The following is a 24,805-nucleotide window of genomic DNA, read 5'->3' on the forward strand; positions in this document are numbered from 1 at the left end:
GCCGCACATCAGACCGTGATCTACCGCGCCCCGGACGGTCTCCGTCCATGGCGCATAGAGGCGATGGGTCTCCTCGGGCTCCCGCTTCCGCCATGCCAGGTACGCCGGGTCGTTCGGCAGGTAGATGTCACACAGCAGCTCCAGCTTTCGCCTCCGCCAACATGCACATGTACCGCACGTTCGCGGAGCGGAGCCCCGCTGCGATCCGGTTAGTGATGTTGCGGCAAGGGCTCGGCCGTTGAGAGGCCGAGCCCTTGCCGTTGCCGCTGCCGTTCGGCGGCGTTTTAGCGGGTTACTTGATGGGCTTGAGCTTCGAGTGGCGGATCAGCGGCGCATCGCAGTAGCCGCCGGTGCCCTTGTCGAAGTCGAACCAGAAGTTGATGGCGTTCTCGCCGATGGCGCCCTTACCGATGGAGGACGACTGGATCCGCTTGCCCTTGTGCCACTTGTTGTCTTCGATGGCCTTCCATCCCGTGTAACCCGGGCCACCGGACAGGCGCCAGCGGTTGCCGCCCTCGTGAACGGCGAGCAGTGCCTTGACGCTCGAGTTCTTGTGGTTGCCCTTCGTCTTCTGGATGGCGTAACCCCATTCGACGACCGTTACCAGCGGGCGCTTCTTGGTGGGCTTGCCGTCGGTCTTGATGTAACCCTTCCCCCAGCGGCCCTTCGCCGTGCACTTCGTGTAGGCGATGTGCGTGGCCTTGCGGGCCTTCGCCACGGTGACCTTGCCGGTCTCCACCTCGACGGCGGTCGGAGCGGCGGAGGCAGCTGGGGCGACGGCCATGAGGCCCGCCGTGGCGAACCCGGCGGCGGCGAGCGGCATGAGCTTCTTCAGCGACACGTGCGTTCTCTCCTTGAGAGGGTATGTGGAACGGGCCGGAGATAATCACCGCTTATCCATGGGGATTGCGCTGATCAACGGCTGCTCGATTATCGAGATCAAGTTCCATCACCCATAGGCCCCTGGGCACTATTCGCTGATGTGACGCTCGCCACCATTTCTTGCCATTCGCTGCAAATTAACTATCGGTTCATTCGGAATTTCCTCGCGACTATTGTTTAGGGGTAGTGGGCCGCTGGCCGGGGCGGTCTACGATGCCGGCTGCGAGACGGACCGACTGGCTTTCGATGGTGCCCTTTTTGTAGGTCATGTCTCCGTCGGTGTGGTCCTTGGTGACGGTGGTGCGGTGTCCCCGGTAGGCGTAGGTTGACGCGTCCAGCAGCACCTCGTCGTTCAGCCAGCCCTCGACGGGGACGGCGATGGACAGAGCCGGATGGCCTAGGAGGTCCACGGCTTGTTTGTTCAGCTTCACGCCGGAGGTCTTCGCGAGGGCCTGGTAGATGGCGGATTCCAAGTCAGGAGGCAGCACGTTGTTTGCCAGAGTCGCCCTGAGCATCTGGAATGCGCTGTCGTCCCCTGGGCCGGACGCTTTGCGGTACCACGCCAGCAATGCATCCGGGTCACGCGGCAGTTTGGACAGCGTCGCGTAGTCCTGAGGCGGCATCGCGCCGCCGGTGGGCGCGACCGCCAGTTTGCCCCCGTCGATCATGGCCATGCTCTTGCCGTCGGCCCGGGTCCATATCGGCTCGACCGTCGTCTTCGGCCGCGACTTAGGGGTCCACACCCCGGTCTTCTGCGGGTTGCCGACACGCTGATACCGGGTCTCCTCGAACACCCACTGATCGGGCCGAGGCGCAACGAACGGACGGTGCCGCGCGGCGATCGCGGCCCTGTTCAGCACCTCCTGGGCATTGGCCGCGGGCCCGGCTGGGATACCCGGGATGGCCGGGCGGGGCCTGCCGTGCTCGTCGGTGCCGCCCATGTTCTGGACCACGGTCGTCGCGGTCGCAATCGCGACCGCCAGGCCGCCCACGGCGACCAACCGTACCGACCACGACCTGCGCCGGCGCGGTGTGCTGGAGGAGGTGATCCTGGCGCGCGTGGCGCGGCCGAGGCCGTCCTGTGCGGAGCCCGCCAGGCTGCCCGGGGGGATCGGGTTGGTGGAAGCGAGCATCTCGCGGACTTCCTGGATGTCGTTCATGTCTGCGGGCTCCTGTGCATCGTGGGGACGGGGACGGGTGGTACTGCGGCGTCGTGATCTGCGGCGTCGAGTTCGGCGAGCGCATCCGCCAGTCGGCGCCGGGCACGGCTCAGGCGAACCGAGAAGGTCTTCTCCGAGCACCCGGCGACGATCGCTGCCTCCTTGGCGGCGAGCCCTTCCCAGCCGACCAGTTCCAGAGCCTCACGGTCACGAGGGGAAAGGCTTCGCAGCGCCGAGCCGATGCGTCCGCCCTCCGCAATCCCGTGGGCCACGTCGGGGGCCGGCTGCCGCAGACCGCTGTGGTCCCTCAGGCGTCCCCACAACCGGCCGCGCCGCCGGTGGCCCCGCGCCTCGTTCGCCAGCACGTTCCGGGCCACGTGCAGCAGCCAGGGGAACGGGCGGTCGGTCGGTATGTGTTTGCGCCGCCGCCAGGCGATAAGGAAGGTCTCGGCGGCGATGTCACGTGCAGTCTCGTGATCGACGCGACGTGCCGCATAACTCAGCACATCGTCGTAATAGTCGCCGTAGTAGTAATCCCACGACGTGGCGAACTCGTCATCAGGCTCCGGCACACCCGGCTCCTCTCGTCTGCCTCAGTGTCACAGCGAGATGTCCGGCACCTCCGGGTTCCCTACACGACATTCGTGACTTTTCGGCCTGTAGGGAATCCGGCGGTGCCGGACATCTCGTCGGCGACCATCTCGAATCAATGCCTTAGAGGAGTCGCCTCGTGCGATGGAAATCCAGACCGTTCCTCGCCATGCCCATGTCAGCGGTGCTCGCCGCCTCGGTGGTGCCCGCCGTCGACGCGGCGGCAAGCGCGGAACGGCCGGGAAAGGTTTCAGCTCTCGGCCTCGCACCCGCTCCGGTCGCCGCCACCCGTACGATCACATTGATCACCGGTGACCGGGTGCAGGTCCGCAACGGTTCCGTGAGCGTGCTGCCCGGGCCTGGCCGAGCGAACGTCGGGTTCCTGCAACAGCAGGCCGGGTCGCACGTCGTCGTTCTGCCGATGGACGCCGCGCCGCTGGTGACCAAGGGGCGGCTGGACCGGCGCCTGTTCGACGTGGGCCGGTTGCTGAATTCCGGCTATGACGACGCCCGCGCAGCCGCGCTCCCGCTGTCGGTCACCGGCTCCGCAGCGGCCCGGCTGCCGGGGATCAAGACGACAGGACGGGACTCCGTCTCCCTGGCCAAGAAGTCCGCAACCCCGTTCTGGCACGCCCTGAGGGCCACCCCGGGTGACGTCAAGGTCCGGCTTGCCGGCGTGGTCCCGTCGAGCCCGAAGCGGCGGCAGGGCCAGCCCGGTGCACAGGCCGAGCACGGCGTGAAGGTCGATCTGCTGGATCGCAACGGTCGCCCGCCCAGCTCTGATGAGGTGGGAGAGTGGTCGGCCTACAGCCTTGACGACCCGTGGGGCATTTACGGAGGTCGTCCAGGTGAGACGCTGCAGCTCCCGGCCGGACGCTACATGGTGGCCGGCTTCATCAGCACCGACCGGCCCGGGAACGCGAATCCGGCGGTCGCCGGGATGGTCGACACCGAGGTGGTGGTCGACCGGGACCGCACGATCACGTTCGACGCCCGCAAGGCCCGCCGGGTCGAGGTGAACGCCGACCGGCCCTCGGCGCGGAAGACGTCCTGGATCGTCGGCCTGCTGGCCAAGGCCGCGCCCAACCCGGACTACACCTACTTCCGGTGGAATGTGAACATGCCGTTCGGCGCACAGATGTACGCCTCGGCCACCGCCCCGTCCCCGCGCTTCGCATTCACCGCCCAGGCCACCTACCAGGAGCCGCTGCTACGCCTCGAAACCGGCGGCGCCCAGCCGTTCCCGGTCGACGTCCACTACTCCGACCTCGGCTACGGTGACGGTCCGCGGCTGGAGGGCACCAACCGGCTCTCGGCGGTGTACGGAGGTTCCGGCACTCCCGGCGAGCTGCACGATGTCGCCGGCAAGCTGGTGGTGCTCGACCTGCCACCCGCCGACGACCTCCAGACCCCCGAGCGGGTACGCAACGTGGCAGAGGCTGGTGGCCGGGCGGTGCTGCTCGTCCGTGACACCGTGGGACCAGACCTCGAGGGCGAGCTGGCGCTGCCGACGGCCGTCACGCTTGTCCCCGAGGGCGCACGCCTGCGAGACCTGGCCAAGACCGGTCCCGTACCGGTGACCACCCATGGCATCAAGGTCAGCCCGTACCAGTACAACCTCTACTACCCGACCGTCGGGCGGCTGCCTGCACGTCCGGTCTACACGGCACGCGAACAGGACCTGGCCGCCGTGCGGGTGCGTTACCGGGGCGCGGGCGGCGACCTGCCCAGCAGTTTGCTGACCGAGACGGTCGGGTTCGGCAACACGTCCGGCGGATGGTTCGTGCCGGTTCCCGCGCCGACCACCCGGACCGAGTACTTCTCGACCGGGTCCCGCTTCACCCGCGTGGTCATAAACCCCTACGACGACGGCCGGCCGCTCATCCAGACCGAGACCCGCACCTACCGGCCCGGTGAGCGGCGAGAGGAGACGATGTACAAGGGCGTGATGGGCCCGTCGTTCGCGACGCCGCCACGCGACGAGGACCGCCCGGGCCGCCCGGCGTGGGCATACCGCGAGGGCGACAGGGTGGACGTGGCGATCCAGGCGTTCAGCGACACCGAGCCCGGACACTACGGCCACGGCGAACCCTACGCGCCGGGCTGCACCACAGGCTCAGCTCGTCTCTTGCGGGACGGCAAGCCGGTCGGCGAAAGCGACCTTCCCGCCGCCGGCGCGTTCACCGCTCCCCCGGAGGCCGGCGCCTACCGTCTGGACATCGAAGCAGCCTGCGACCACCCGGACTGGAAGCTGTCGACAAGGGTGACCTCCTCATGGACGTTCCGCTCCGCGCACGCCTCACGTCCCACGGCCCTGCCGCTCATGGCGGTCCGGTTCCTGCCTGAGCTGGATGACGTGAACCAGGCCCCGGCCGGGAAGCCCTTCACGTTCCCGGTCCGCGTCGAGCACCAGCCCGGGTCGACGTCCGCGCGGGTCACGTCCCTCACGATCGAGTCCTCCACCGACGAGGGTCAGCAGTGGCAGCCGGTCCGGATCCGCCAGTCCGGAGACCACTGGGTCGCCGAACTGCACAACCCGCCCAAGGGCAAGGTGTCGCTGAGGGCCACCGCCAAGGACGCCAGCGGCAACACCGTCACCCAGACGATCGAGAACGCCTACGCCGTCACGTCCTGACCCGGAGGCGACTCCCCGCCGCCCTCGTACGGCACCCGCACCGTACGGGGGCGGCACCTGCTGGCAACCACAAATGCGGTGGCGCGGCCGGCACCTCACCGCCGACTTGTCCAACACCACGCGTATCCCAGCGCGTGGTGTTGGACACACGGGACTTCCGGGGACGGCTCGGGGGCCTCCCCGCCAAGGTCCTCCGAGGTGTCGCCCATCAGCCCGTCCGATTCGTGCTCACCCTGCCGGTCAAGGCGGCGTACAAAGTCTGCCAAGTGCTGCAGGAGATCCACCAGATATCCCGTTCCTGAGGGAACGTGTCGCGCCCTGGGATTAGCGGCGCTTTCGGCCATTGATCTGGGCGGTGACGCTGGGGATGGGTTTCCAACGCGGACCGCGACGCTTCTCCCAGAGCTCGCGCAGGATCTGGACCTCGTCCGCGACCAGGACGTTCGAGCTGTTGAGCTGGGGCAGCCTGAGCTTGCGGCCCTCGTAGTCGTAGATGACCGCGATCTCAGCGCTGCCCGACTGGGTGATCTTGATGTCCTGGATGCCCTGCCAGGGCGTGGAGGTGCGCCGCACCATGCCGCGGGTCACGATGCCGTCCCGTGACACGTAGGTCCCCGAGCGCCGAGCGGCCCACAGGAAGAGGACGAAGCCGCCAATCATCAACGAGGGCAGAATCACCTTGAGGGCTGTGGAATTGTCGTCGCTGGTCCCGGCGACGAACGCTCCTATGGCAATGAGAATGCCCATCGGAATCCCGGCTATAAGAAACATCTGCGACGGCAGCCGATACTCGAGCTCAAATCGGCCATCGACGTCGCTCATGATTCCTCCTTCGGACGAGGTGGGCGCTCGCGAACAACCGCCCGGCGCCGCTGATCGTCCCCCTGTCCCGGATCCATGGGGTCGATGGGCGTATCCAGGCAAGACGGGTGAGCCTGATCATGACAGACCACGCAAAGGACGGCACCGTGGCAAGACTGCCAAATTTCGACGATTTACTGCCAGCCTCGACACCAAAACCCGCACACTATGAAGATCCACAGCGAACACTTCGTTGCAGACCGGTCTTTCCAGCCACGGACACTCAGCACGCCGTCACCGCTAGAGCGCTCAATCGGCGACCATTAAACCGATCGAAAATTTGTGCACGGCCTCGTGGAGGCGGCAACCCGCCTCCACGAGGCCATCGGTGGCCACAGTGAATTTCAGGCGCGGAACATCAGGCCCTGGTTCGTTCCTCTTGGAGTCGATACTGCGATCGCGCTTGTGGGCGCTGTTAAGCGGTGCTGCTGGAGGCGTTCTGGACGGTGTAGTTCAACACGACGACGCCCGACCGGCGGGCGTGCGTGCTGACCAGGGTCAGTGGTGTCTTTGGGTTTTCGACGAACGGCCCCAGAGGCTGGCCCACGACGATGGGGTGCACCGCGAAGCGGAGCCGGTCGAGCAGGCCGTGCTCCAGCAGGGTGTGCGACAGCATCCCGTGGCCGAAGACGACCAGGTCCCCGCCGCTCTCCTCCTTCAGTTTGCGCACCTCGGCGACCACGTCGCCATCGACGACGACTGAGTTGTTCCACTCGGTCCGCTGCAGCTTGGAGGAGAACACGTACTTGCGGATGCCGTTGATCGCGTCGGCGAAGTCGCCCTTCTGACCCGGCCAGCGCCAGGACAGGTCCTCGTAGGTGCCGCGGCCCATGAGCATTGCGTCGCACCCCTGCAGGAGCTCGAACGCCTCGGTGAGGAACTCGTCGTTGAAGTAGTCCAGGGCCCAGGACCCGGGGTCGTTCACCACCCCGTCCAGGCTGATAAGCGTCGACTCGATGATCTTGCGCATGTGTTGTCCTCTCAGGTTCCAGGGATGTACACGGCCCGTGCCGGGCACCGGCCATAGGAGTGGTTCGGGCGTCAGCTGGACGCAGGCGGCCACAGGTGGACCTGATCCGCGGCGATGCGCACTGCCACCCGCTCGGCGCCGGGTTCGGGCGGCGGTTCCCCGCCGTCCATGTACCGGTCGAACATCTCGCGCAGCAGCGCCTTGTCCGGGTCGTCGGTGATCGTCACCGTCCCGCGGATCTCCACGTACGCGAACGTGTGCGCCGACACCAACAGGCTCACGCGAGGATCGCGCTCCATGTTGCGGGTCTTCAGCCGTCCCCTGATCGTGCTGAACACCACCGCGTCGCCCTCGCGTTTGACGAAGATGACCGACGACTGCGGGCTTCCGTCGGCGTTGGTGGTCGCCAGGATCGCAGTGTGCTTCCCGTCGATCAGATTCCGAGCGGTGGCGGCCAAGGGAACGGCCATAAAGGTCTCCTCCACGGTCGAGGTGCAAGAGCGGGCGCGGTGGACGTTCCGCCCGCAGAGCGGACCGGCTCAGGTGGGCCGGATTCCTTCATGTAGACCCGGCAAGCGATCAGGAGGGAGCGCGCCGCCCGGTGGGTATGACCCACGACACATGGCGGGTGGCCAGGCGCGGCCGGCGGTCTTGAGGGAGTCGAGTCGAGTGCCCAGTGACTGGCGAACGGTGGAGGCGCGGCGCACATGTCCGATCGGTTCCGCCTTCTACCGCCTCACGGCCCCGCCGCGGTGTAGACGTTCTCGCTCGGGTCGGTGTTCTTGTCATGTGGTTCGGGTGTGCCGGTCAGGACGTCACGTCGCGCGCCATCGCGGCGCTCACCTCGCTCTCCTGCGCCTGGTATCGGATCAGGGCGTGGTTGCCGCCGGTGGGGAGTTGATACAGGTGGTACCAGCGCAGGGAGCCAGCGGCCGGCCGGGAATTCAGGGCGGAAGTTCGAAGCAGTGGCGGCCGATGTCGCCCCTATTGGCAAGCCGCTGAAATCGACTGGTCAACGCCCTCGGCACGGGCTCGGTGGACCGCCACACCGACGTCGTACGGCGAGTGCGGTTTGCGCGCCCTTGCCTGGTCATCACTGCGGCCCATGCATTTGCCGGGTCGGGCAATCCCTAGCCCGGCGGGCTTCTGGGCAGGGTGAGATTTACGAGTCGCAGCAGTGGCGTGACCTCGTTCGGCTGCGCCGCGTTCGCGATCGGATTGATCGAGAGTACGCGCAGCCGTTGGGCGTAGAGTCTCCGGCGCTCGGACGCGCAGGGCCGGTTAGAGCTGCCCTAGAAATCCAGGATCGCCCACGCCGAGGCGTTCACCGAACTCCCTGCTCAAGCCCAGCAGCTCGGCCATGGGCACCCGGCGTCGGCTGGTCGCGTTCAGGTCCTGCTGAGCCTCGGCCGACCACAGGAACGGCACGACCGAGATCCCCTCCGACGCTGTCACTTCGGCGACCTCCTCACGCCAACCTGACCAGCGCAGAGCGGCGTAGAAGTCCTCCAGCCCGCCCGACAGCAACCACGCCAGCCAGGCTGAATGCCCGATCTTCAAGGCCTCCCACTTCAAGGAATCCGGGGCGAAGTAGACCATCTGGCCAGGCGCCCCGGGACGGCCGACGGCGTCGGCGCCGTTCAACGCGAAGACACCGCCAAGGACGTCGTGCGCCACAACCAGTCCGCCCGCTGGCTGCCAGGTCGGTTCGAATCGCTGCGGGAAACCGTTGACCTGCGCCAACCCGGGCAGGTCCGCATCAGCCGCCGGGCTTCCGTAGACCCGCAGCCAGCCGTCGTCCAGCAACAGTCCACCCGTATGCCAAACCACGGCACCCAGCATTGAACGCACGGTGATCTGCAGTTGTTGCAGGCAGCGCCCTCCGTGCTCAGGCTCGACCGGCAGAACGTCCACCGGCACCACGCTCTCGGAGATTTCCTCCAGCATCACCGGCCACGCCGGATCATCAACGTCGATCAGTTCGCTCAGCTCTCGCACCTGCTCGATCTTCCACCATCGGCTCTGCGCATGTTTCGCGAATGCTGATCTTGGTGAGCGGAGTTGGACGTCACGACAGCGATTTCGGCTGGCCGATCGCGTGCCCGGGTTGGCAGGCTTATGGTCATGGACTCCCAGCTCAATGACGTTGCGAGCCACGCCTGGCTCGGCCCTCCGATCGATGCCCGCCCCCTGTTCGCGCCTGGACACGCGGCGTTGATGGCCACGCTTCGCGGTTTGGAGCCCGCCGACTGGCGCAAGGAGGCGGTGCCGGGCTGGACCGTACGTGATCTCACCGCCCACATTCTCGGCGACTTCTATGGACGCCTTGCCCGCCACCGCGACGGGCACCAGGAAGGACCCGACCCCGCGCCGGGCGAGACCCTGGAGGCGTTCATCCACCGCATCAACCAGGAATGGGTCGACGCCAACCGCCGCGTGAGCCCGGCCGCGCTCATCGACACCGTCGATCTGGTCGGCGGGCAGATCGTCCGTTTCTTCGAGTCGACCGACCTCAACGCGCTGAGGTGGGGCGTGTCCTGGGCCGGCATCGATCCGGCGCCGATGTGGCTGGACAGCGCCCGCGAGTTGACCGAGTACTGGACCCACCGCCAGCAGATCCGTCACGCCATCGGCCAGCACACCGACCCGGAGCCGCGGTTTCTGGCCGTGGTCCTGGACACGTTCATGCGGGCACTGCCCCACACCCTGCGCAACACCGACGCACCCGTCGGCACGCAGGTCCGGATGCACATCGCCGGCCCCGCGGGTGGCACCTGGACCGTCACCGCCACCGAGCCGAGGTGGTCCCTGGCCGAACCGGACACCGGGCAGCCCGCCGCCGTCCTCCATCTGGACGCCGAGACCGCCTGGCGCCTGTGCACCCGAGGCATCCAGCCCGACACCGCCCTCGCCCGCGCCCGCATCGAAGGCGACCGTGACCTCGCCGAAGCGACCTGCCAGATCGTGTCCATCATTTACTGACGTGGTCAGCCTGGGGCCTTGCGGCTGAGGTGTTCCCAGGCTTGGTACAGCTGGGTCCGGGCCCGGTCCAGCTCTTGGACCTGGTCGTATGACTGGCTGCCGAGAATGAGTCGCCGGGGTGGATCCGGCAGGGACGCCAGTTCCATGATGACCGGAGCGGCAGTGCTCGGGTCCGGGCCGGCCTCATCGCCCCACATCTCTTCCATGTGGGTGCGCAGGGCCTTGTAGTGCGGGAGAGGTTCGGTCGCAGTGGTGCCCGCAGTGAACAGGCCGGTGGCATATCCACCCATCTCCACGATAGTGACCTTGATGCCGAACGGCTCGACCTCCATCGCCAGCGCCTCACTGACCGAGTCGAGCGCCGTCTTGCCCGCACCATAGAAGCCGACGGTCGCCATCCCGCCACCGGCGCCCATCGAGGTGATCTGCAAGATGCGGCCCGACCCCTGCGTGCGCATGTGGGGCACCACGGCTTGGGCCACCCACACGGCGCCGAAGAAATTCACGTCGAGATGGGCCCGGATCTGCTCCTCGGTCGCCTCCTCCACCATCCCGTACAGCAGCCCGCCGGCGTTGTTGACCACGATGTCGAGCCTGCCGAAGGCGGCCGCCGCCCGTTCAACTCCGTCGAACACCGCCTGCCGGTCGGAGACGTCCAGCGCCAGCCGGACGAGAGCGTCCGGGTGTTCAGCGGCCAGATCGGCGAGCGGCTCAACGTTGCGGGCGGCGGCCACGACGCGATCTCCGGCAGCAAGAGCCGCCTCGGTGAACGCCCTCCCCAGGCCACGGGAAGCTCCCGTGATGAACCACACTCTGGCAGTCGTCAATCAACCCACCTCCTCAACACGAGACGAGACGTCTCGTGTTGAGGAGTCTGTGCGACCGGGCCCGCCCTTGTCAAGCCGAACCGTTCCGTCTCGCGAGCTCTCGCCAAGTCCGAGCCGCCACCACCTCCGGTAGCTGATGACGGGATGGCCCTGTGTCAGAGCCGATCCTTCGCTATCACCCCGACCCGCTGGCCACCGGTTCTGCGGTGCGCAGCGACCACGTCTGCAACGTCTGTGGCATGCATCGACAGACCCGCTATCAACCCAGTCTTGAGGAACCAGCGTCGGCGGTCGTTGCCTGCAGGAGATCGGTGATGCGGATGAACCCGTCCGTGCCGTGGCCCATCCCGATGACGCGGCGGGCCAGGCCCTCGGCGGCCCGCATGACACCGGCGTCGATCCCGTGGGCCTCGGAGGTGTGGATGATGTGGGCCATGGACGACGCCGCCGAGGTGATCGGGTTGCCCTCACCGGAGAAGTCGCCGTTGTCGACGCCCTCCGCGAGCCCCTCGAAGATCGGCGGCAGGATCGAGCCGATGCCCTTGGCGAACGGGGCCAGTTCGCGAGCAGAGACCCCCTCCGCCCTCGCCACGGCCAGGGCGTGCGCGTAGCCCGCCATCGCGGTCCAGAAGATGTCCAGCAGCGCGATGTCGTATGCGGCGGCCCGGCCGATGTCCTCGCCCAGATAAGTGTGGGTGCCGCCCAGCGCCTTCAGCATCGGGAGGTGCCTTTGGTAGAGATCCTCCGGGCCGCTGTGGATGAACACCGCGTCCGGCGTTCCAATGCTGTCGAACGGCGTCATGATCGAGCCGTCCAGATACCGGATGCCGTGGTCGGCGGCCCATGAGGCGGTGTCGCGGGCCCGTCCGGGCGTGTCGGCGGTCAGGTTCACCACCGAGCGCCCCTTGAGCGCGTCGGCGACCGCCTCGCGCCGCAGCACCGAGTCCGCCGCGTCGTAGTTCACCACGCACACCACGGTCAGGTCGCTCGCCGCGACCGCCTCCTCGGCCGACCGGGCACGGATCGCGCCGCGTTCGACCAGCTCGTTGTCCCGGCCCGGTGTCCGGTTCCAGACGGTGGTCCGCAGACCGGAGTCCACGAACGCGCCCGCCAAAGCCCTTCCCATCGGCCCCAGACCGATCACGGTGACGGCAGACTGTTCAGACATGGTTAAACCCTCACAAATCAACACGTAGGACATCGATGACGCGCAAGCTCGCTCAGAACACGAACGTCTGCGGAGTGACCGCCGCGATCGCCGTGATCGACGGCAAATGGAAGACCGCCTTGCTCTGGCTGCTGGAAGACCGCCCGCACCGCCCGGGCGAACTGCGCCGGCGGCTGCCGGGTCTCACCGAGAAAGTGCTGACTCAGGCACTCCGCGAAATGGAGAACGACGGCCTGGTGCACCGCGAGGTGCACGACGGGCTACCGCTGAAGACGGTGTATTCCCTGACCCAGTTCGGCCGCGACCTCTCCGAGGCGCTGGCTCCCCTTTCCGACTGGGGCCACCGCCGCTTGGAGAAACTCGCTGAGGCTCAGCCGGCTTCCTGAACGCGCGCCACCTCCGTTCCGAACGGCCCGTTTGACCGTCCACCACCAGCCTCTCCCCACCACAGTGCCCAGCCAAGTACCCACAAATAAGTGGGTATCGCCCCGCCGCCCTAGGATGATCACATGACCGCTCTCGGCGCCGTGTTCCGTCCTCAACTGCCTCCCGAACGACTGCGAGACGTGGCCACCGCCGCGGACGACGCGGGCCTCGAACAGCTCTGGCTGTGGGAGGACTGCTTCTTCGAGAGTGGCATCGCCTCGGCGGCAGCGGCGCTGGCGTGGACACAGCGGTTGCGCGTCGGCGTCGGGCTTCTGCCGGTGCCTCTGCGGAACGCGGCGCTGGCCTCGATGGAGGCGGCCACCTTGTATCGGCTGTTTCCAGAACGGGTCGTGCTGGCGGTCGGTCACGGCGTCCAGGACTGGATGGGCCAGGTCGGTGCGCGGGTGGAGTCACCGCTGACCCTTTTGCGCGAGCATCTGGACGCGATGCGCGCGTTGCTGCGTGGTGAGCGCGTCACCACCGATGGCCGCTACGTCAAGCTCGACAATGTCGCGCTCGACTGGCCGCCGACCGCGGCGGCTCCCGTGTTCGCCGGGGCGATGGGGCCACGCACGCTCCGGCTGACCGGCGAGTGCGCGGACGGCACGATTCTCACCGCCGACACCGCTCCCGAGGCAGTACGGGAGGCCTGCCGCCTCGTCGAGGAGGGACGCGCGGCGGGCGGGCGCACGGACCACCACGAGGTCGTGGTGTATCTGCTGGCCGCGACCGGCCCGGGCGCTGACGAACGCCTCCAGAGCGAACCCGACGTGAGGAATGACCCGCCCTTCACCGTGGCCGGGGACGCCGAGGCGATCGCCGAGGCCGTGCGGCGGCTGGCGGACGCGGGCGCCGACACCGTCGTCCTGCAGCCCACGGCCGACGAACCCGACCCTGTGGGCTTCGTCCGTTTCGCCGCCGAAAAGGTCCGCCCCCTCGTTCCCTGACTGCGATCCGTGGTGGTGATCTCTCACCGCGCGGCTTCGTGAAGACCTATCGTCTGCGTCGCCGATCGTGCGTGATGGGGTGAAGGCCGGCTCGTCAGCCGGATCTCAGGCGGGGATGCGGGCGCGTAGCGCCTGTACGGACCAATCCAGTGCCGGTGAGGCCTCTTCGGGAGCCGACCAGCTGTTGACCAGGCAGAGCAGCTGCATGTACCGCTGCCTGCGGGGATCGTTTGCTCGTTCCAGCCGAGCCAGCAGGCGTTGGAGGAGATCGTTGTCGTCGACGTTTGCGGCGTGGCCGACCAGGCGCGCATAGTGGGCTGTCATCTCCGCGACAACCGCATCGGCTTGAGGCGATTGCGGGGCGACGCCGCCGGCCTGGGCCGGATGGGCTTGGGCGCATACTGCCGCGACCAGGTCCCGGCTGGGTCCTGCGGTCGGGCTGGAGGCGCGTTCGGCCGCGTGGTCTTGGACCATCCGCCGCAGGGAGGCACGGAAGTCGGAGTCTTGCAGGATCTCGGCGAGTTCCACCCACGCCTGGATCTGGACGGTGTCGGGGCTGTCGGGCAGCTCGGGGGTCATCGAGCGGCTGATGCCCGCAAAGTGCGGATCGGCGTCGAGCTCCTTGAAGACGGAGCCCAGGGAGTCGCCGACCAGACGTCGGCGTTCGTCCTCGGAAAGCCTGGCCAGCCTGCTCATGAGTTCCATCTCCTCGGGGGTGACTCCGTGCCTGGCCGCCATGGTCAGGACGGCATGTCTGAGCTGCAGGACATTGATCTGCGCCGCCAGAGCCTCGGCGTGTGCCGCCGCGACCTCGGCAAGGGAGGACTCCCCGTCCATGACCTTGCCGATCGTGGCGAGGTTCAGCCCTAGGCCGCGCAACGTGCGCACGAATTCCAGGCGTGCCAGGGCCGCGACGTCGTAGAGGCGGTGGCCGGCGGGGTTGCGGCCGGTGGGCGCCACGATTCCGCGATCGGAGTAGAACCGGATGGTCTTGACCGTCAGACCGGTCTTCTGGGCCAGGTCGCCGATCGAGTAGAGGATGTCGCGATCCATGCCCCCACCCTCGCGCCTCCCCTTGGGGGAGGCGCAAGCTCGCCCACGGGATCCTCGAACCAAGCCCAGCCGGGCGGTGCGCGAGGTGCCGGCGCACGCACATGGGACGGCCGGTCGTCGGCTTAACTCAGTAGCGATCACCGATCCGCGCACTGGTGCTCTGAGGCGAGAGTCGAGCCAGCACAGGCAGCCGCCCCGCCGGAGGTGTTTGCCGGATTCCAGAAGGCGCAGCCAAGGGCGAACACCACGACCCGTGTCGACGTGATGTGACGTCTGAAAGCGGGACCCTCTACGCCGACTGACCCGACCCACAGACTGAGAACAGGAGAATCCCTGATGCGATACAACGATTCCGGGGGCGACGGCCGGCCGCTGGTCATGGTCCACGCGGGCGTGTTCGCCGACTGGTTCGTCCCACTCGAGCGCGAGCCGGCCGTCGCCGACCTGCGCCGGATCCGCGTGACCCGCACGGGGTACGCCGACCCTGCACCCGCCGAGCCGCTGTCGGTGGCTGACCACACCGCTGAGTGCGCGGATCTGTTGCGCCGTCTGGGGATCGGGCGGGCGCGAGTGCTCGCGCACTCCTCCGGCACCGTCGTCGCACTGCAACTGGCGCTCGACCACCCGGAGCTGGTCGGCGAGCTCCTCCTGGTCGAGCCGCCGCTGATCGACCCGCTCCTGCCACCGGAGGACCGGGCGAGCGTCGCCGCCGTGATCGGCCCTGCCCTGGGCGCGGCGATGGGCGCCGCCGCCCAGGGTGACCTGCGCACCGCCTTCGACACCTTCCTGGCCGCGGTGTGCGGACCCGAGCACCGGACCGTGATCGAGTCCGCGCTCGGCCGAGTCGGCCTGGAACGCGCCGAACGCGACTGCGGCTACTGCTTCACCGGCGAGGTGCCCGCGCTCGCCGCGTGGCACTTCGACGAGGAGCTGGCGCGCCGGATCCAGCAGCCGGTCCATCTCGTCGCCGGCGGCGACAGCCCGCCCTCCACGCACCGGCTGGTTGACAACCTCGCCAGGATGTTGCCCGACGCCCGCACCACCGTCGTCCCCGGTCACAACCACCTCCTCCCCCTCACGGCCCCTGCCCTCCTGGCCGATCTGGTCCAGATCCCGGCCGTCACGGCCTGACCGCGGCCGCGCCGCAGTCTTCACACGGCGGCTCGTCGGGGCGGGCGTTTGGGGCGGGGTGGGGCACGCCCGGGCACGCCCTGAGACGAACATCTGGCCCTGCGGGCATGGCGGATCGCAGGCAAAGAGAAATCGCAGGCATAGAGAAGCGGCCCCGGCCCGGTGGGCGCCTGGCGGCCCGGCAGCGGTGGTGTCTTTGAGCGTGGCATTGGAGGGACGTGCGGCGATCTGGCACTGTTCGGGTCGAGGTGCTGGAGGGGATCTGTCGATGGTCGATGCTCAGGGTCGGACCGCCGCGTGGAAGGGCCGGCCGCTGGTGGCGGCCGGGTGGGTCGGGCTTCCGCTCGTCCTCTTCCTTCTGCTGGGAACGGAGGACACGGCGGGCTGGTGGCGGTGGCCGGTGGCCGCGCTCGGCTACGGGTGCTTTGTGTGCGTGGCCGTCGGCATGGTCCGGCTGTCACGCCGCCATGGCGGCCAAGGAACGGGCACGCTGATGGTCGCTCTCTTCGCGGCGTTCCCCGTATTGGTTCTGCTCGGCACGATCACGCCGGCGCGGGCAGAACGGGTGGAGTCGTGCCAGGTGTCGGCGTTGAAACCCACGCGAGAGCTGTGGCTTCAGCAGGAATACCAGGTCGCTTGCCCATCGGGAAAGCGCCAGGTGGTCTACAGGCCGAGTTCGCGCAAGAAGATGTCCGATCGGGACCGGCAACTTCACGCCGTCGGCGCAAAGGTCTGGGTCTCGCACTCCAAAGATGACCCGAACGGCAAGGCCACGTTCGTCCAAGGCCCTGGCAGCAGGCGCCTCGGTACCGTTCTCGCGATCCTCTTCATTGTCGGCCTGCTGTCAGCCGTTGGAATCTGGCGCGGCCTTGTCAGACCGAGGGGTCGCGTTCCCGAGTGACGTCGGCCAGCGGTGATCTAGGACGGTGGCCGGTGGACGGCCAGGGCTTCGTCGATTGCGGCCTCGGCCTGGGCCCGGTCGATGCCCGCGCCGAGCGCGATCTCCGACACCAGCACCGCGCGTGCGGTGTTGAGCATGGGTGCCTCCCAGTGCTCGATTTCCCGGGTGTACTGCCGTGCTGTGCCGTTCTGCCGCGCGGTCAGGTTCCGTACGACCATCGCCACCTCGCGGGCGCTCAGCACGGCGGGCATCTGCTCGATGTAGGCGTCCGCCGTGATCTCACCGATCATGGTCGCGTACGTTTCCCGTACCGAACCCCACGATGTGGGCTCGCGGTCCGGCAGCGGACTCGCCAGGACAGCCAGCACCCCCGGCACGCCGCCAGAGCCGAGCGCCTCCGACAGCAGCCCCAGGCAGTCGTGGTCGTACAGGATCTCCAGGATCTCGTCCGGGTCTGCGCTGTCGAACGGGAAACCGAGCACCACCCGGGTCCACGTCTTACCAGCACTCTCTGTTCTCGTGATCGCCCGGACGATCGTCGCGCCGCATGTCCCGAAGACCACCGCGTCACCAGCCGCGTACTTCATGATCACTCCTCGGGGTCGGCGCGCAGCGCCACCGTACCCATGCCGATCGCCCGGCGGCCAATGACCGGTGCCGCGCCCGGGCCGTACGCCATGGCGTCTCCTGCGACCCATGGCTGCACGACCACAGCCGACGACTGCGCTCTACGGGCCGCGATCCGTTCCCGACCAGGAACGGATCGCGTGCCGGTCACCTCAACCGGCTGATGTTCCCGAGGGCTTGAGGTCGTAGGTGAGGAGCAGGGCGCCTGAGGCGAACCGGCGCGTGTCGGTGAGCTGGAGATCGGCCTTGGGGTACGTACCGTCGAACAACCTGGTTCCGCCACCGAGCAGGACGGGGTTGACGACGAGCCGCAGCTGGTCCAGAACGCCGAGGCGGACGGCGGAGGTGGCGGCCTGGCCGCCGGCGAAGAGCGCGAGGTCGCGGTCGCTCCGGCGCTTGAGGTCCTTGAGGGCGCCGGCCGGGTCGTCTCCGAGCAGGTGGGAGTTGTGCCACTCCGTGCCGCGGAGCGTACGGGACAGGACGTACTTGGGCAGCTCGTGCATCCGGCGCCGCTGCGTTGTTGAGACCTCGTCCCCGGCAGTCGGCCAGTACGCGGCGAGCTGCTCGAAGGCCGTCCGGCCGAAGACCATCCCGTCGATCGACTCCAGCAGGTCATCGATGTGGCGCTGGAACTCCTCGTCGGCGAACGCCCAGTCGATGTCGCCCGCCGGGTCGGTGATGTAGCCGTCGAGCGACACGTTGATGTGCAGGAAAAGGCGTCCCATGGGATCCCCTCAAAGTGGCAGGTTCACTTCTTGATCGCATGTTCAAGAAGTCGATGGCCGGTACGTTACACTTCTTGAACGTCCTGTCAAGAAGTCATACGATTGCTTCATGCCACGAACCGGCCGACCGCGATCGTTCGACCAAGACCAGGTCGTCGAGGGAGCGTTGGAGCTCTTCTGGCGACGCGGCTACACGGCCACCTCGCTCCGCGACCTCAAAGGCGAGCTCGGAATCTTGCCGGGCAGCCTCTATGCCGCCTACGGCGACAAGCACGCGCTCTTCCTGCGCGCGCTGCAGCGGTACGTGGACGCGTCTCGCGAGCAGGCGGCCGAGGTCGCCGTCGAGGGGCCCGTCCTGCCGCGCATCCGCGAGCTTCTCCTGAGCGTCCTGGAGGCTGCGCAAACGACACCTGGACGCGGCTGCATGCTCGGCAATACCGCGGCCGAGTTGCTCCCCGAGGACCAAGCGGCGCAACAGCTGGTCCATGGTGGCTTCGGCGCGCTGGAGAACGGCCTGGAGCAGGCCCTCAAGGCAGCACAGCGATCCGGCGAGGTCCGCCCCGATATCGATTGCGGAGCCCAAGCGCGACTATTGCTCGCGCTCATGCAGGGCCTTCACATCCTCGCGCGAGCCGAAGCCGATCCCCCTCGCCTCACGGACGCCATCGACGCGGCCCTCGCCGCGTTGACCGTCCAGCACGAAACAGATCACTCGGCCCGGCCATCGCGCTGAGGAGTGTGTGATTGGTCCGGGTTGTTCACGCATTCTCTCTCACTTGTTCGGACCTGGTTCATCCCCCGCCGCGACCCTCATGTCGATCTTGAAACCAAGATCCATTCCCGTTCGAAGGAGATCGCATGTCGCACTCCACCTGGGCGGCCGTCGCGGCGGCCACCATCGCGGCAGCCGGCGTGGTCGGCGCCGCCCCGCAGGCGTCCGCCTCCTCGGCGTCTCGAGTCGGAGCGTCCTCGTCTGCCGGATCCGTCACGACAATGGCCGCCGGGGCCCGTTACCGCGGCGAGGTCATGTGCAAGGCGAAGGGCCGCTGGGCCAAGGGCTACGTCGAGACCTACGGCAGGCCCACCGGATCGGGCGCTTTCACCCGCGTTCTCGAGTGGGGGTGGGCCATCCAGAAGACGTCCGGCAACCACAGCAACAGCACTGTCTACGCCTACAAAGTCATCAACGAGGGTGGTTCAAACTGGCGGTGGAGCGGAGGGCCCGGCTACAAGGGCGACGCGGTCGAGGACAGCCGGTTCCACAAGGGCAAGATGATCAACAACACCACGATCGGTTATGGCCCTCCCTATGGGGAGCACGCGATCGTCTTCACCTTCGTTCTCGACAAGGGTACGGGCGGCGAGTGCAACGCCTGGCTGCGGGTCCCGAACCTGAAGTGGAAGGGATGACGGTGCCGCAATTCCGCTGAGGGCGGCTCCAAGGATGTGGCGGCCTGCCGTTGGAGCGGGACGGCAGGCCGCCATGGACGGGACGGCCTGCCCTGACCGGATTGGCGATGCCCCGTCGTGACGGACGACGCTGTCAGGCGTAGTCGTCGATGTAGATGGAATTCATGTGGGTGTCCGACGGCCAGTTGGGGATCCTCAACCGGTCGGTCTGGCCGTCGGCGGCGCGTTGCCGGGTCTCCAGGGTCACCGTTCCGGTCGCGGAGGCGGGCATGTAGTGGTCGGCGCCGGAGATGAAGGGCAGGACCGGGAACAGCCCGACGGTGGTGTTCAGGTTGGTCCGGCGATCGGAGCGCCAGTCGTACATGAAGATGCCGCACGCCCGCTTCGTGCGCGGTGTGATGGTGGCGTTCAGGACGTTGGTGCCGTTGAGAGCCAGCGTGTCGTTGTCGGCGCCCTGGTCGCCCCACCATTCCTTGTTGCGGTAGACCAGCATCGCGACGTGGTTCCTGTTGCGCTCGACGAGCCAGTCCAGCGGACCGCCCGGGTCGCCGCTCAGCAGCCGGACTTGCAGATCGGTGCGGCGGAACGGCTGGTAGTAGTGGTGATGGACCTGGTTGGTGCCGTTCTTGGACATCACGAACTCGTAGTGAACGTCCCCCCGTCCCTTGAACGGGCCGAACGACCCGTCACCGGAGCCACCGAACTGGTAGGTCGCGACCGGCTGCGCGCTGGTCCGGCGTCCGGTGGCCGGGTCGAACGGGTAGATGTCCACCCGGGCGTCCCTGAGCCCGGTGTTGAACGGGAAGTACACGGCACGGCCGGCGATCTGGATCTCACCTGACTCGGGGGTGACGCCGGTGGTGGCCGGTTCCTCGCCGGTGAAGAACGTGTAGGCGGCCTTGAAGGTGGCGACCGAGGACGTGGTCTGCACGTGCGACTCGCCGGAGTGGTAGAGGTTGGTCGCGCCCTCGATCTTGCGATCCGTACTGCCCTCTCCCCAAATCGCCAGTGTGGGCACGGGCGGGGATTCGGCGCCGGCGGTCGAACCGCCGTCGATGTTGACGTAGTGCGCGACGTTGGCCGCCCGTTCCGCCGAGCTCTTCAGGTACTGCTGGGACACCAGGGTGCCGAGCGAGTGACCGAGCAGCTCGACCTTGTCGGCGCCGGTGGCGGCCTTCAGCCGGGCGATGCGCTGGTCGAGCCCGGCATGGACCTGCTCCATCGTGTTGTTGACGAACAGGGAGTCATAGTCATGGGTCTCGACGTGGGTGGCCGGATAGCCGTTGCTGGCGAACCGCTTGGCCTGGGTCTGGAACTGGCTGCCTGACCCGGACCCGCCATGCACGAAGATGACCGGCCGCAGAGTGGCACGGGCGTTCGCCGTGGCCATGGCCGGGAAGATTCCGAGTAGCAGGACCGCCGCTGCCATCAAAGCGAAGAGTTTGCGTATCCGCTTCATGCGGGTCGTTCCTCCGATCCAGTCGATGCGCTGGTCAGGGCACGCCCCCGTCGGGACCTCCAGACCACGGCTTGCGGGAGGCCCTCGTTCCCGCCGCAACTATGAACGGTGCGCGGGAGTTTCCCTAGCAGTCAGGGCAGCTATCCGAACGGCCGGATTTATCGGAAACCGCGGCACACCGGATGCCGGGTGCTGCTTCACTTCTCTGCTCGATCGATGCCCCGGGCGTCGACCCCAGCGAGGGACGGCTTTCCCGCGGCGGCGTTCCCGCGCGGCGTTCCCGCGCGGCGTCGCGCATCGCAAGCGCTGGACCTGCCGTTCACTCAGGGCCACGCTGCGGATTGTCGGTCGACGCTCAATGAGCACGACATTCTTCGAGCGTAAACTTGCCGGAAGATGGCGTTCGGTGACAGACGGGGAGCCCATCATGGATCGCCCGAGCGGGATCGACCGCAGGACGCTCGCCCGCCACATCGGCGCCGACGTCGACCGGGTGGCGCCACTGCTCGCCCGGATACTGCTGGTCCGCGCGATCGGTGACATCCTCGGCGGCCGCGACCGGGAGGCCCTCTGGGTCGCAGTGGACGTGATCTCCGACTGTGAAGGCGGCGGGGAGTTCGCGGTGGCGGGAGCGACCACACGGGCCCTGGCCGGCGCTCTGGCCCCCGCTCACGATGTCGACCGCGACCTCACCACCGCGGTCACCGCGGTCAAGCAGCTGAACTGGACCTTGAAAGCGGAAAAGAACGCGTACGCCCGCTACAGCGTGGTCACCGATCCCGACAACAGTTACATCGACCCGGAGCAGTCCGACGAAACGTGGACGCGGTGGCAAGAGTACAAACGCGGCGTCGATGATGCCGTCGGCGGTCTTCCCGCGGACCTGGGGCGTGGCGAAGTCCAATCGCTGCTGCTGGATCGGGCCATTGACCGTGTCTTTGAACGTGGCTTGCTCTACTCGATCCGGTACGTGTTCGCCGGGGAACCCGAAGGTATGTGGCGATGCCAGGTTGCCAAGATTCTGCTCGATGCGGCACGCGTCGGGCTGATCCGCGGCCGTGCGGGCACCGTCGAGAGCCTGGCCGATGACGTCCACGCCGGGCGGCGGGCGCTCGTCGAGGCGACGTCGAGCGCGTGGGCGCGGGAAGCCGCGAACCACCTGGTAGAGATCGCGGTGCCGGTGGCCACCAGGGAGGAACCGCTCACCGCCGACAAGGTCACCGCGATCCGGCTGGCGGCGCTGTGCCTGGCCCACGAATCCCAGGCTGCCCGGATGACCGCGGCCGGCGACGCGTTCCGCGATGTCGTCGTCGGGATCACCTTGATGGAGCGGGACACCGCCGCCGGGACGACGAGGAACGGCGGCACGACTCCGGCCTCAACTCCGGGTGGAGCCGGATGACGCCGTCCACATGACGGCGCGGGTCGCCCCGGCCTCGTTGGTGCTGATGCCGACGACCTGGCCGCGGTCGTTGATGTCGGTCGGCCGGCTGCTCTTCCCGCCGAGGGTGCCCAGGTCGGTCATCCGGCCGCGCTCCCAGAGGAACGCGTGCTCCTCACCGTCAGCGGTCTCGCTCCAGCCGACCACCTGGCCGCGATTGTTGATCGCCGTGACGGAGGCCTTCGCGCCGCCGAGGGTTCCCAGGTCGATAAGCCTGCCCCGGTCCCACATGACTGGGCGCATCTCCCTGTACGTGGGTCCGCTGAGGGCGATGAACTGGCCACGGTCGTTGATGCTCCTGTGCCAGGCCGGGAAGTCGAACGCGGGTCCGAGGGCGGCGAGCTCGGTCATCCGGCCGCGCTTCCAGATGAACACGAAGGACCGCTCCTCGGTGTCGGACGTCCACCCGACGACCTGACCGCGGTCGTTGATGTCGACGGTGAAGGCCATCCGGTCTCCGGGGCCGAGGATCCGCGTCATCGTTCCCTTGTCCCAGACGAAGCCGAACTCCGTTGGCTCGGGTCCCGTCATGGAAAGGTAGGCGCCGGTGACCTGCCCTCGGTTGTTGATCGCCCGTCCGACGGCGGCGCTCTTGCCAGGCTCGGAGATCTCGGTGAACGACCCGCCGTTCCACACCCCGGCACGGAAGGGGAACAACATCATCTCGAGGTAGACCAGCGCCTGGCCGCGATCGTTGAGATCGGTGCCGCCACCGGGACCCCAGGCCGTGAGTTGAGTGATCTCGCCCCGGCGATTCCAGAGGGCGGGATTGCCCTGGTGGCGACCGAGGACCTGCCCGCGGTCATTGATCTCCACGGGGGCGGCGCCCTGGGCGAGCACGGTCGCCGTGTACCCGTTGCCGCTGCGGTCCCACCGAATGGCCTGTCCGTTCGGCTGGGCGGACCCCACGACCTGCCCGACCTCGTTGATCGCCTGGGCGGAGGACGTGGTGGCGCCCTCCATGGGCAACTCCCTGATCGCGAACCTGGCCGGCTTGGCCGCGACCGGCTCGGCCGCGGCAGGCTCGGCCAGCGCAGGCTCAGCCGCGAGGGAGAATCCCATGAGCGCGGATGTCAGCAGGACGGCCACTCGGCTGTGTCGCATGGCGAGCCCTCCAGGGCCTCCACGGGAAAAGGACCCCGAGCATAATTCGGGCACGCCCCCGCCCTCTTGTCGCCGTTCTGACAAAGCCCGCGCATCCATCGAGCGCCCAGCGATGTAACGCTCTCAACCCCGAAGTACGACCGCCGACGCGAATTCACCGGCCCGCAGGATCAGTGCTGAAACCTGTCGTAACAGACCCAGGCCATAGGGGAATTCGCCTCTTCGGTCAGGAACCGGCCTTGGCCATGCGGGCCAGCCATTCGCGGACGGTGGCACGCTGCTCGGCGTTGAAGTCGGCTTCCAGGTCGTTCTCCTTGGAATGAACCGACGGCCTGGCGGCCTCCAGCCGTGTGCGTCCAAGGGCGGTGAGGTGGATCTCCTGGATGCGGCGATCCTTTGGGTGAGGGCGGCGTTCCACCATTCCGGCGCGCTCCATCCCGGCCAGCAGCTCGTTGGCGGACTGCCGGGCGCTGGCCACCGCGCGGGCAACGTCGGCGACCGAGGCACCGGGCTGCTCGTCCAGCACGAGAAGCGTCGCGTACTGCGCCACGGACAGGCCGTGCGCGGCGAGCGCGTCGTCCATGACCGACCGCATGTTCAGCCACGCCTGGCGTACGAGGAAGCTCAGGCAGATCTCGTCGTCACTCATCTCACGTCCCCTAGTTGACAGGTTCCTGACGAACCTTGAATACTCGACAGGAACCTGACAATCCTACCGGGAGCGAGACATGACAGTTGCCGTGGTCACCGGCGCCAGCAGCGGAATCGGCGCCGCGGTCGCCCGTCATCTGGCCGATCGCGGCCTGACCGTGCTCGGGGTGGCCCGCCGCGCCGCAGAGCTCCACAAGATCGGGACCGACATCCAGAGCCCGGGCGCCTTCGAACCGGTCGTCGCCGACCTCACCACCGACGCCAGCATGGCCGCCGTGGCCGCCGCGGTCGCCGGACGTCCGGTCACGGCCCTGGTCCACTCCGCCGGCATCGACCACGTGCGCGAGATCGCCTCGACCACCCGAACCGAACTCGAGGCGCTCTGGAACATCAACATCTCCGCACCGATCCTGCTCACCCGAGCCCTGCTGGACGTCCTGGCCGATGGCGCCGGCGTCGTCTTCATCGGCAGCACGGCCGCAGCGCGCGGCATCGACCGGCACGCCGCGTACGGGGCCAGCAAGGCGGCGCTCCACGGCCTCACCGTCAACCTGGCCGTCGACCTGGCGCCCCGGGTGCGGGTCAACTGCGTGAGCCCGGGCGGCACACGTACGCCGATGACCGCCGCCTACATCGCGGCCTACCAGCAAGGAGCCGATCCCGAACGCGTCGACCGGGAACTGGCGATCGAACGCGGCCGAATGCTGCTCGGCGGCCTGGCCGAGCCCAAAGATGTGGCGCTCACCGTCGGGCACGTCGCCCTGGATGCCACTGCCATGACCGGCACCGTCGTCCACGTCGACGGCGGCTTCACCGCCCGCTGATCTGCCGGCGGGTCGGTGGCCCTCGCGATG

The 24,805-nt window shown here is 68.0% G+C and carries 26 protein-coding genes and 1 pseudogene; 12 read left to right on the forward strand and 15 right to left on the reverse strand.

The features are described 5' to 3' along the window. Nucleotides 1-292: 292 nt before the first annotated feature. The 3 genes from F8566_RS10925 to F8566_RS10935 all read right to left on the reverse strand — a co-directional run bounded on the left by F8566_RS10925 (nucleotide 293) and on the right by F8566_RS10935 (nucleotide 2,614). Nucleotides 293-841 carry a hypothetical protein gene (locus F8566_RS10925; RefSeq protein ID WP_151560032.1) on the reverse strand — a complete coding sequence of 183 codons (549 nt, stop codon included), beginning with the start codon at nucleotides 839-841 and terminating at the stop codon, nucleotides 293-295. Between the two features lie 211 nt (nucleotides 842-1,052). Beyond that, nucleotides 1,053-2,042: a CU044_5270 family protein gene (locus F8566_RS10930; RefSeq protein WP_151560033.1), complete on the reverse strand. Its 990-nt coding sequence runs from the start codon at nucleotides 2,040-2,042 to the stop codon at nucleotides 1,053-1,055. After that, entirely contained in the window at nucleotides 2,039-2,614 is a 576-nt protein-coding gene (locus tag F8566_RS10935) for an RNA polymerase sigma factor (RefSeq protein ID WP_151560034.1), read from the reverse strand. The genes F8566_RS10930 and F8566_RS10935 overlap by 4 nt, the downstream gene beginning before the upstream one ends. A 158-nt stretch (nucleotides 2,615-2,772) precedes the next feature. Here F8566_RS10935 and F8566_RS10940 point away from each other — a divergent pair, with 158 nt between their 5' ends. Further along, nucleotides 2,773-5,268 carry a protease-associated domain-containing protein gene (locus tag F8566_RS10940; RefSeq protein ID WP_151560035.1) on the forward strand — a complete coding sequence of 832 codons (2,496 nt, stop codon included), beginning with the start codon at nucleotides 2,773-2,775 and terminating at the stop codon, nucleotides 5,266-5,268. 137 nt (nucleotides 5,269-5,405) lie between these two features. Beyond that, entirely contained in the window at nucleotides 5,406-5,570 is a 165-nt protein-coding gene (locus F8566_RS49795; RefSeq protein WP_192809630.1) for a hypothetical protein, read from the forward strand. Between the two features lie 22 nt (nucleotides 5,571-5,592). On the opposite strand, the gene F8566_RS10945 is transcribed toward F8566_RS49795, so the two are convergent. The 3 genes from F8566_RS10945 to F8566_RS10955 form a co-directional block, all read right to left on the reverse strand. After that, on the reverse strand, nucleotides 5,593-6,090 hold the full coding sequence (locus F8566_RS10945) for a PH domain-containing protein (RefSeq protein ID WP_151560036.1): 498 nt from the start codon (nucleotides 6,088-6,090) through the stop codon (nucleotides 5,593-5,595). 454 nt (nucleotides 6,091-6,544) lie between these two features. Beyond that, complete coding sequence (locus F8566_RS10950) at nucleotides 6,545-7,099, reverse strand: dihydrofolate reductase family protein (RefSeq protein ID WP_151560037.1); 555 nt, start codon at nucleotides 7,097-7,099, stop codon at nucleotides 6,545-6,547. Nucleotides 7,100-7,170: 71 nt separating this feature from the next. Further along, nucleotides 7,171-7,569: a PPOX class F420-dependent oxidoreductase gene (locus F8566_RS10955; RefSeq protein ID WP_151560038.1), complete on the reverse strand. Its 399-nt coding sequence runs from the start codon at nucleotides 7,567-7,569 to the stop codon at nucleotides 7,171-7,173. Nucleotides 7,570-8,259: 690 nt separating this feature from the next. Here F8566_RS10955 and F8566_RS51055 point away from each other — a divergent pair. After that, nucleotides 8,260-8,367, forward strand: a pseudogene (locus F8566_RS51055) (AraC family transcriptional regulator); the annotation flags it as partial. Between the two features lie 13 nt (nucleotides 8,368-8,380). On the opposite strand, the gene F8566_RS10965 reads toward F8566_RS51055, so the two are convergent. Next, nucleotides 8,381-9,256, reverse strand: a complete 876-nt coding sequence (locus F8566_RS10965; RefSeq protein WP_225993045.1) for a DUF2625 domain-containing protein — start codon at nucleotides 9,254-9,256, stop codon at nucleotides 8,381-8,383. Here F8566_RS10965 and F8566_RS10970 point away from each other — a divergent pair. Then, entirely contained in the window at nucleotides 9,224-10,081 is an 858-nt protein-coding gene (locus tag F8566_RS10970; RefSeq protein ID WP_151560039.1) for a maleylpyruvate isomerase family mycothiol-dependent enzyme, read from the forward strand. The two genes, F8566_RS10965 and F8566_RS10970, sit on opposite strands and share 33 nt — an antisense overlap. Nucleotides 10,082-10,086: 5 nt before the next feature. Here the strand turns inward: F8566_RS10970 and F8566_RS10975 are convergent, their stop codons facing one another. Both F8566_RS10975 and F8566_RS10980 read right to left on the reverse strand, forming a co-directional pair. Beyond that, the gene (locus tag F8566_RS10975; protein WP_151560040.1) at nucleotides 10,087-10,908 is read right to left on the reverse strand and encodes an SDR family NAD(P)-dependent oxidoreductase; all 822 of its coding nucleotides are present in this window, start codon (nucleotides 10,906-10,908) and stop codon (nucleotides 10,087-10,089) included. A gap of 259 nt (nucleotides 10,909-11,167) precedes the next feature. Then, nucleotides 11,168-12,076: an NAD(P)-dependent oxidoreductase gene (locus F8566_RS10980; RefSeq protein WP_151560041.1), complete on the reverse strand. Its 909-nt coding sequence runs from the start codon at nucleotides 12,074-12,076 to the stop codon at nucleotides 11,168-11,170. Between the two features lie 35 nt (nucleotides 12,077-12,111). Here F8566_RS10980 and F8566_RS10985 point away from each other — a divergent pair, with 35 nt between their 5' ends. Further along, a complete protein-coding gene (locus tag F8566_RS10985; RefSeq protein WP_151560042.1) occupies nucleotides 12,112-12,462 on the forward strand; it encodes a winged helix-turn-helix transcriptional regulator in 351 nt (116 codons plus the stop codon). Between the two features lie 123 nt (nucleotides 12,463-12,585). Then, a complete protein-coding gene (locus tag F8566_RS10990) occupies nucleotides 12,586-13,449 on the forward strand; it encodes an LLM class flavin-dependent oxidoreductase (RefSeq protein ID WP_151560043.1) in 864 nt (287 codons plus the stop codon). A gap of 105 nt (nucleotides 13,450-13,554) precedes the next feature. Here F8566_RS10990 and F8566_RS10995 read toward each other — a convergent pair whose 3' ends face one another. Next, a complete protein-coding gene (locus tag F8566_RS10995; protein WP_151560044.1) occupies nucleotides 13,555-14,502 on the reverse strand; it encodes a MerR family transcriptional regulator in 948 nt (315 codons plus the stop codon). Between the two features lie 336 nt (nucleotides 14,503-14,838). Here F8566_RS10995 and F8566_RS11000 point away from each other — a divergent pair, with 336 nt between their 5' ends. Next, entirely contained in the window at nucleotides 14,839-15,633 is a 795-nt protein-coding gene (locus F8566_RS11000; protein ID WP_151560045.1) for an alpha/beta fold hydrolase, read from the forward strand. A gap of 268 nt (nucleotides 15,634-15,901) precedes the next feature. Continuing rightward, nucleotides 15,902-16,534 carry a hypothetical protein gene (locus F8566_RS11005; protein WP_151560046.1) on the forward strand — a complete coding sequence of 211 codons (633 nt, stop codon included), beginning with the start codon at nucleotides 15,902-15,904 and terminating at the stop codon, nucleotides 16,532-16,534. Nucleotides 16,535-16,551: 17 nt separating this feature from the next. Here F8566_RS11005 and F8566_RS11010 read toward each other — a convergent pair whose 3' ends face one another. Together F8566_RS11010 and F8566_RS11015 are read right to left on the reverse strand one after the other, a co-directional pair. Beyond that, entirely contained in the window at nucleotides 16,552-17,121 is a 570-nt protein-coding gene (locus F8566_RS11010; RefSeq protein ID WP_151560047.1) for a hypothetical protein, read from the reverse strand. A gap of 192 nt (nucleotides 17,122-17,313) precedes the next feature. Then, nucleotides 17,314-17,886, reverse strand: coding sequence for a dihydrofolate reductase family protein (locus F8566_RS11015; protein ID WP_151560048.1), 573 nt, complete (start codon nucleotides 17,884-17,886; stop codon nucleotides 17,314-17,316). A 109-nt stretch (nucleotides 17,887-17,995) separates the two neighbouring features. Between F8566_RS11015 and F8566_RS11020 the strand changes: the two genes are divergently transcribed. Together F8566_RS11020 and F8566_RS11025 are read left to right on the forward strand one after the other, a co-directional pair. Next, the gene (locus F8566_RS11020) at nucleotides 17,996-18,619 is read left to right on the forward strand and encodes a TetR/AcrR family transcriptional regulator (RefSeq protein ID WP_151560049.1); all 624 of its coding nucleotides are present in this window, start codon (nucleotides 17,996-17,998) and stop codon (nucleotides 18,617-18,619) included. A 125-nt stretch (nucleotides 18,620-18,744) separates the two neighbouring features. After that, a complete protein-coding gene (locus F8566_RS11025) occupies nucleotides 18,745-19,296 on the forward strand; it encodes a hypothetical protein (protein ID WP_151560050.1) in 552 nt (183 codons plus the stop codon). 133 nt (nucleotides 19,297-19,429) lie between these two features. On the opposite strand, the gene F8566_RS11030 is transcribed toward F8566_RS11025, so the two are convergent. Next, complete coding sequence (locus tag F8566_RS11030; protein WP_151560051.1) at nucleotides 19,430-20,755, reverse strand: lipase/acyltransferase domain-containing protein; 1,326 nt, start codon at nucleotides 20,753-20,755, stop codon at nucleotides 19,430-19,432. Nucleotides 20,756-21,182: 427 nt separating this feature from the next. Between F8566_RS11030 and F8566_RS11035 the strand changes: the two genes are divergently transcribed. Next, nucleotides 21,183-22,157 carry a hypothetical protein gene (locus tag F8566_RS11035; protein WP_151560052.1) on the forward strand — a complete coding sequence of 325 codons (975 nt, stop codon included), beginning with the start codon at nucleotides 21,183-21,185 and terminating at the stop codon, nucleotides 22,155-22,157. Here F8566_RS11035 and F8566_RS11040 read toward each other — a convergent pair. Both F8566_RS11040 and F8566_RS11045 read right to left on the reverse strand, forming a co-directional pair. Next, complete coding sequence (locus F8566_RS11040) at nucleotides 22,134-23,300, reverse strand: hypothetical protein (RefSeq protein ID WP_192809631.1); 1,167 nt, start codon at nucleotides 23,298-23,300, stop codon at nucleotides 22,134-22,136. The genes F8566_RS11035 and F8566_RS11040 overlap by 24 nt on opposite strands. Before the next feature lie 226 nt (nucleotides 23,301-23,526). After that, on the reverse strand, nucleotides 23,527-23,949 hold the full coding sequence (locus F8566_RS11045) for a MarR family winged helix-turn-helix transcriptional regulator (RefSeq protein WP_151560053.1): 423 nt from the start codon (nucleotides 23,947-23,949) through the stop codon (nucleotides 23,527-23,529). Between the two features lie 79 nt (nucleotides 23,950-24,028). Between F8566_RS11045 and F8566_RS11050 the strand changes: the two genes are divergently transcribed. Continuing rightward, complete coding sequence (locus tag F8566_RS11050) at nucleotides 24,029-24,775, forward strand: SDR family NAD(P)-dependent oxidoreductase (RefSeq protein WP_151560054.1); 747 nt, start codon at nucleotides 24,029-24,031, stop codon at nucleotides 24,773-24,775. Nucleotides 24,776-24,805 lie beyond the last annotated feature (30 nt).

This window comes from Actinomadura rudentiformis (genome assembly GCF_008923185.1).
Taxonomy (GTDB): Bacteria; Actinomycetota; Actinomycetes; order Streptosporangiales; family Streptosporangiaceae; genus Spirillospora; species Spirillospora rudentiformis.

Bases quoted from the DNA above. Each gene is read 5' to 3' on its own strand.
- F8566_RS10930 (WP_151560033.1), bottom strand. From the start codon at position 2,042: ATGAACGACATCCAGGAAGTCCGCGAGATGCTCGCTTCCACCAACCCG.
- F8566_RS10945 (WP_151560036.1), bottom strand. From the start codon at position 6,090: ATGAGCGACGTCGATGGCCGATTTGAGCTCGAGTATCGGCTGCCGTCG.
- F8566_RS10950 (WP_151560037.1), bottom strand. From the start codon at position 7,099: ATGCGCAAGATCATCGAGTCGACGCTTATCAGCCTGGACGGGGTGGTG.
- F8566_RS10955 (WP_151560038.1), bottom strand. From the start codon at position 7,569: ATGGCCGTTCCCTTGGCCGCCACCGCTCGGAATCTGATCGACGGGAAG.
- F8566_RS10970 (WP_151560039.1), top strand. From the start codon at position 9,224: ATGGACTCCCAGCTCAATGACGTTGCGAGCCACGCCTGGCTCGGCCCT.
- F8566_RS10980 (WP_151560041.1), bottom strand. From the start codon at position 12,076: ATGTCTGAACAGTCTGCCGTCACCGTGATCGGTCTGGGGCCGATGGGA.
- F8566_RS10985 (WP_151560042.1), top strand. From the start codon at position 12,112: ATGACGCGCAAGCTCGCTCAGAACACGAACGTCTGCGGAGTGACCGCC.
- F8566_RS10990 (WP_151560043.1), top strand. From the start codon at position 12,586: ATGACCGCTCTCGGCGCCGTGTTCCGTCCTCAACTGCCTCCCGAACGA.
- F8566_RS10995 (WP_151560044.1), bottom strand. From the start codon at position 14,502: ATGGATCGCGACATCCTCTACTCGATCGGCGACCTGGCCCAGAAGACC.
- F8566_RS11000 (WP_151560045.1), top strand. From the start codon at position 14,839: ATGCGATACAACGATTCCGGGGGCGACGGCCGGCCGCTGGTCATGGTC.
- F8566_RS11005 (WP_151560046.1), top strand. From the start codon at position 15,902: ATGGTCGATGCTCAGGGTCGGACCGCCGCGTGGAAGGGCCGGCCGCTG.
- F8566_RS11010 (WP_151560047.1), bottom strand. From the start codon at position 17,121: ATGAAGTACGCGGCTGGTGACGCGGTGGTCTTCGGGACATGCGGCGCG.
- F8566_RS11015 (WP_151560048.1), bottom strand. From the start codon at position 17,886: ATGGGACGCCTTTTCCTGCACATCAACGTGTCGCTCGACGGCTACATC.
- F8566_RS11020 (WP_151560049.1), top strand. From the start codon at position 17,996: ATGCCACGAACCGGCCGACCGCGATCGTTCGACCAAGACCAGGTCGTC.
- F8566_RS11025 (WP_151560050.1), top strand. From the start codon at position 18,745: ATGTCGCACTCCACCTGGGCGGCCGTCGCGGCGGCCACCATCGCGGCA.
- F8566_RS11030 (WP_151560051.1), bottom strand. From the start codon at position 20,755: ATGAAGCGGATACGCAAACTCTTCGCTTTGATGGCAGCGGCGGTCCTG.
- F8566_RS11035 (WP_151560052.1), top strand. From the start codon at position 21,183: ATGGATCGCCCGAGCGGGATCGACCGCAGGACGCTCGCCCGCCACATC.
- F8566_RS11040 (WP_192809631.1), bottom strand. From the start codon at position 23,300: ATGCGACACAGCCGAGTGGCCGTCCTGCTGACATCCGCGCTCATGGGA.
- F8566_RS11045 (WP_151560053.1), bottom strand. From the start codon at position 23,949: ATGAGTGACGACGAGATCTGCCTGAGCTTCCTCGTACGCCAGGCGTGG.
- F8566_RS11050 (WP_151560054.1), top strand. From the start codon at position 24,029: ATGACAGTTGCCGTGGTCACCGGCGCCAGCAGCGGAATCGGCGCCGCG.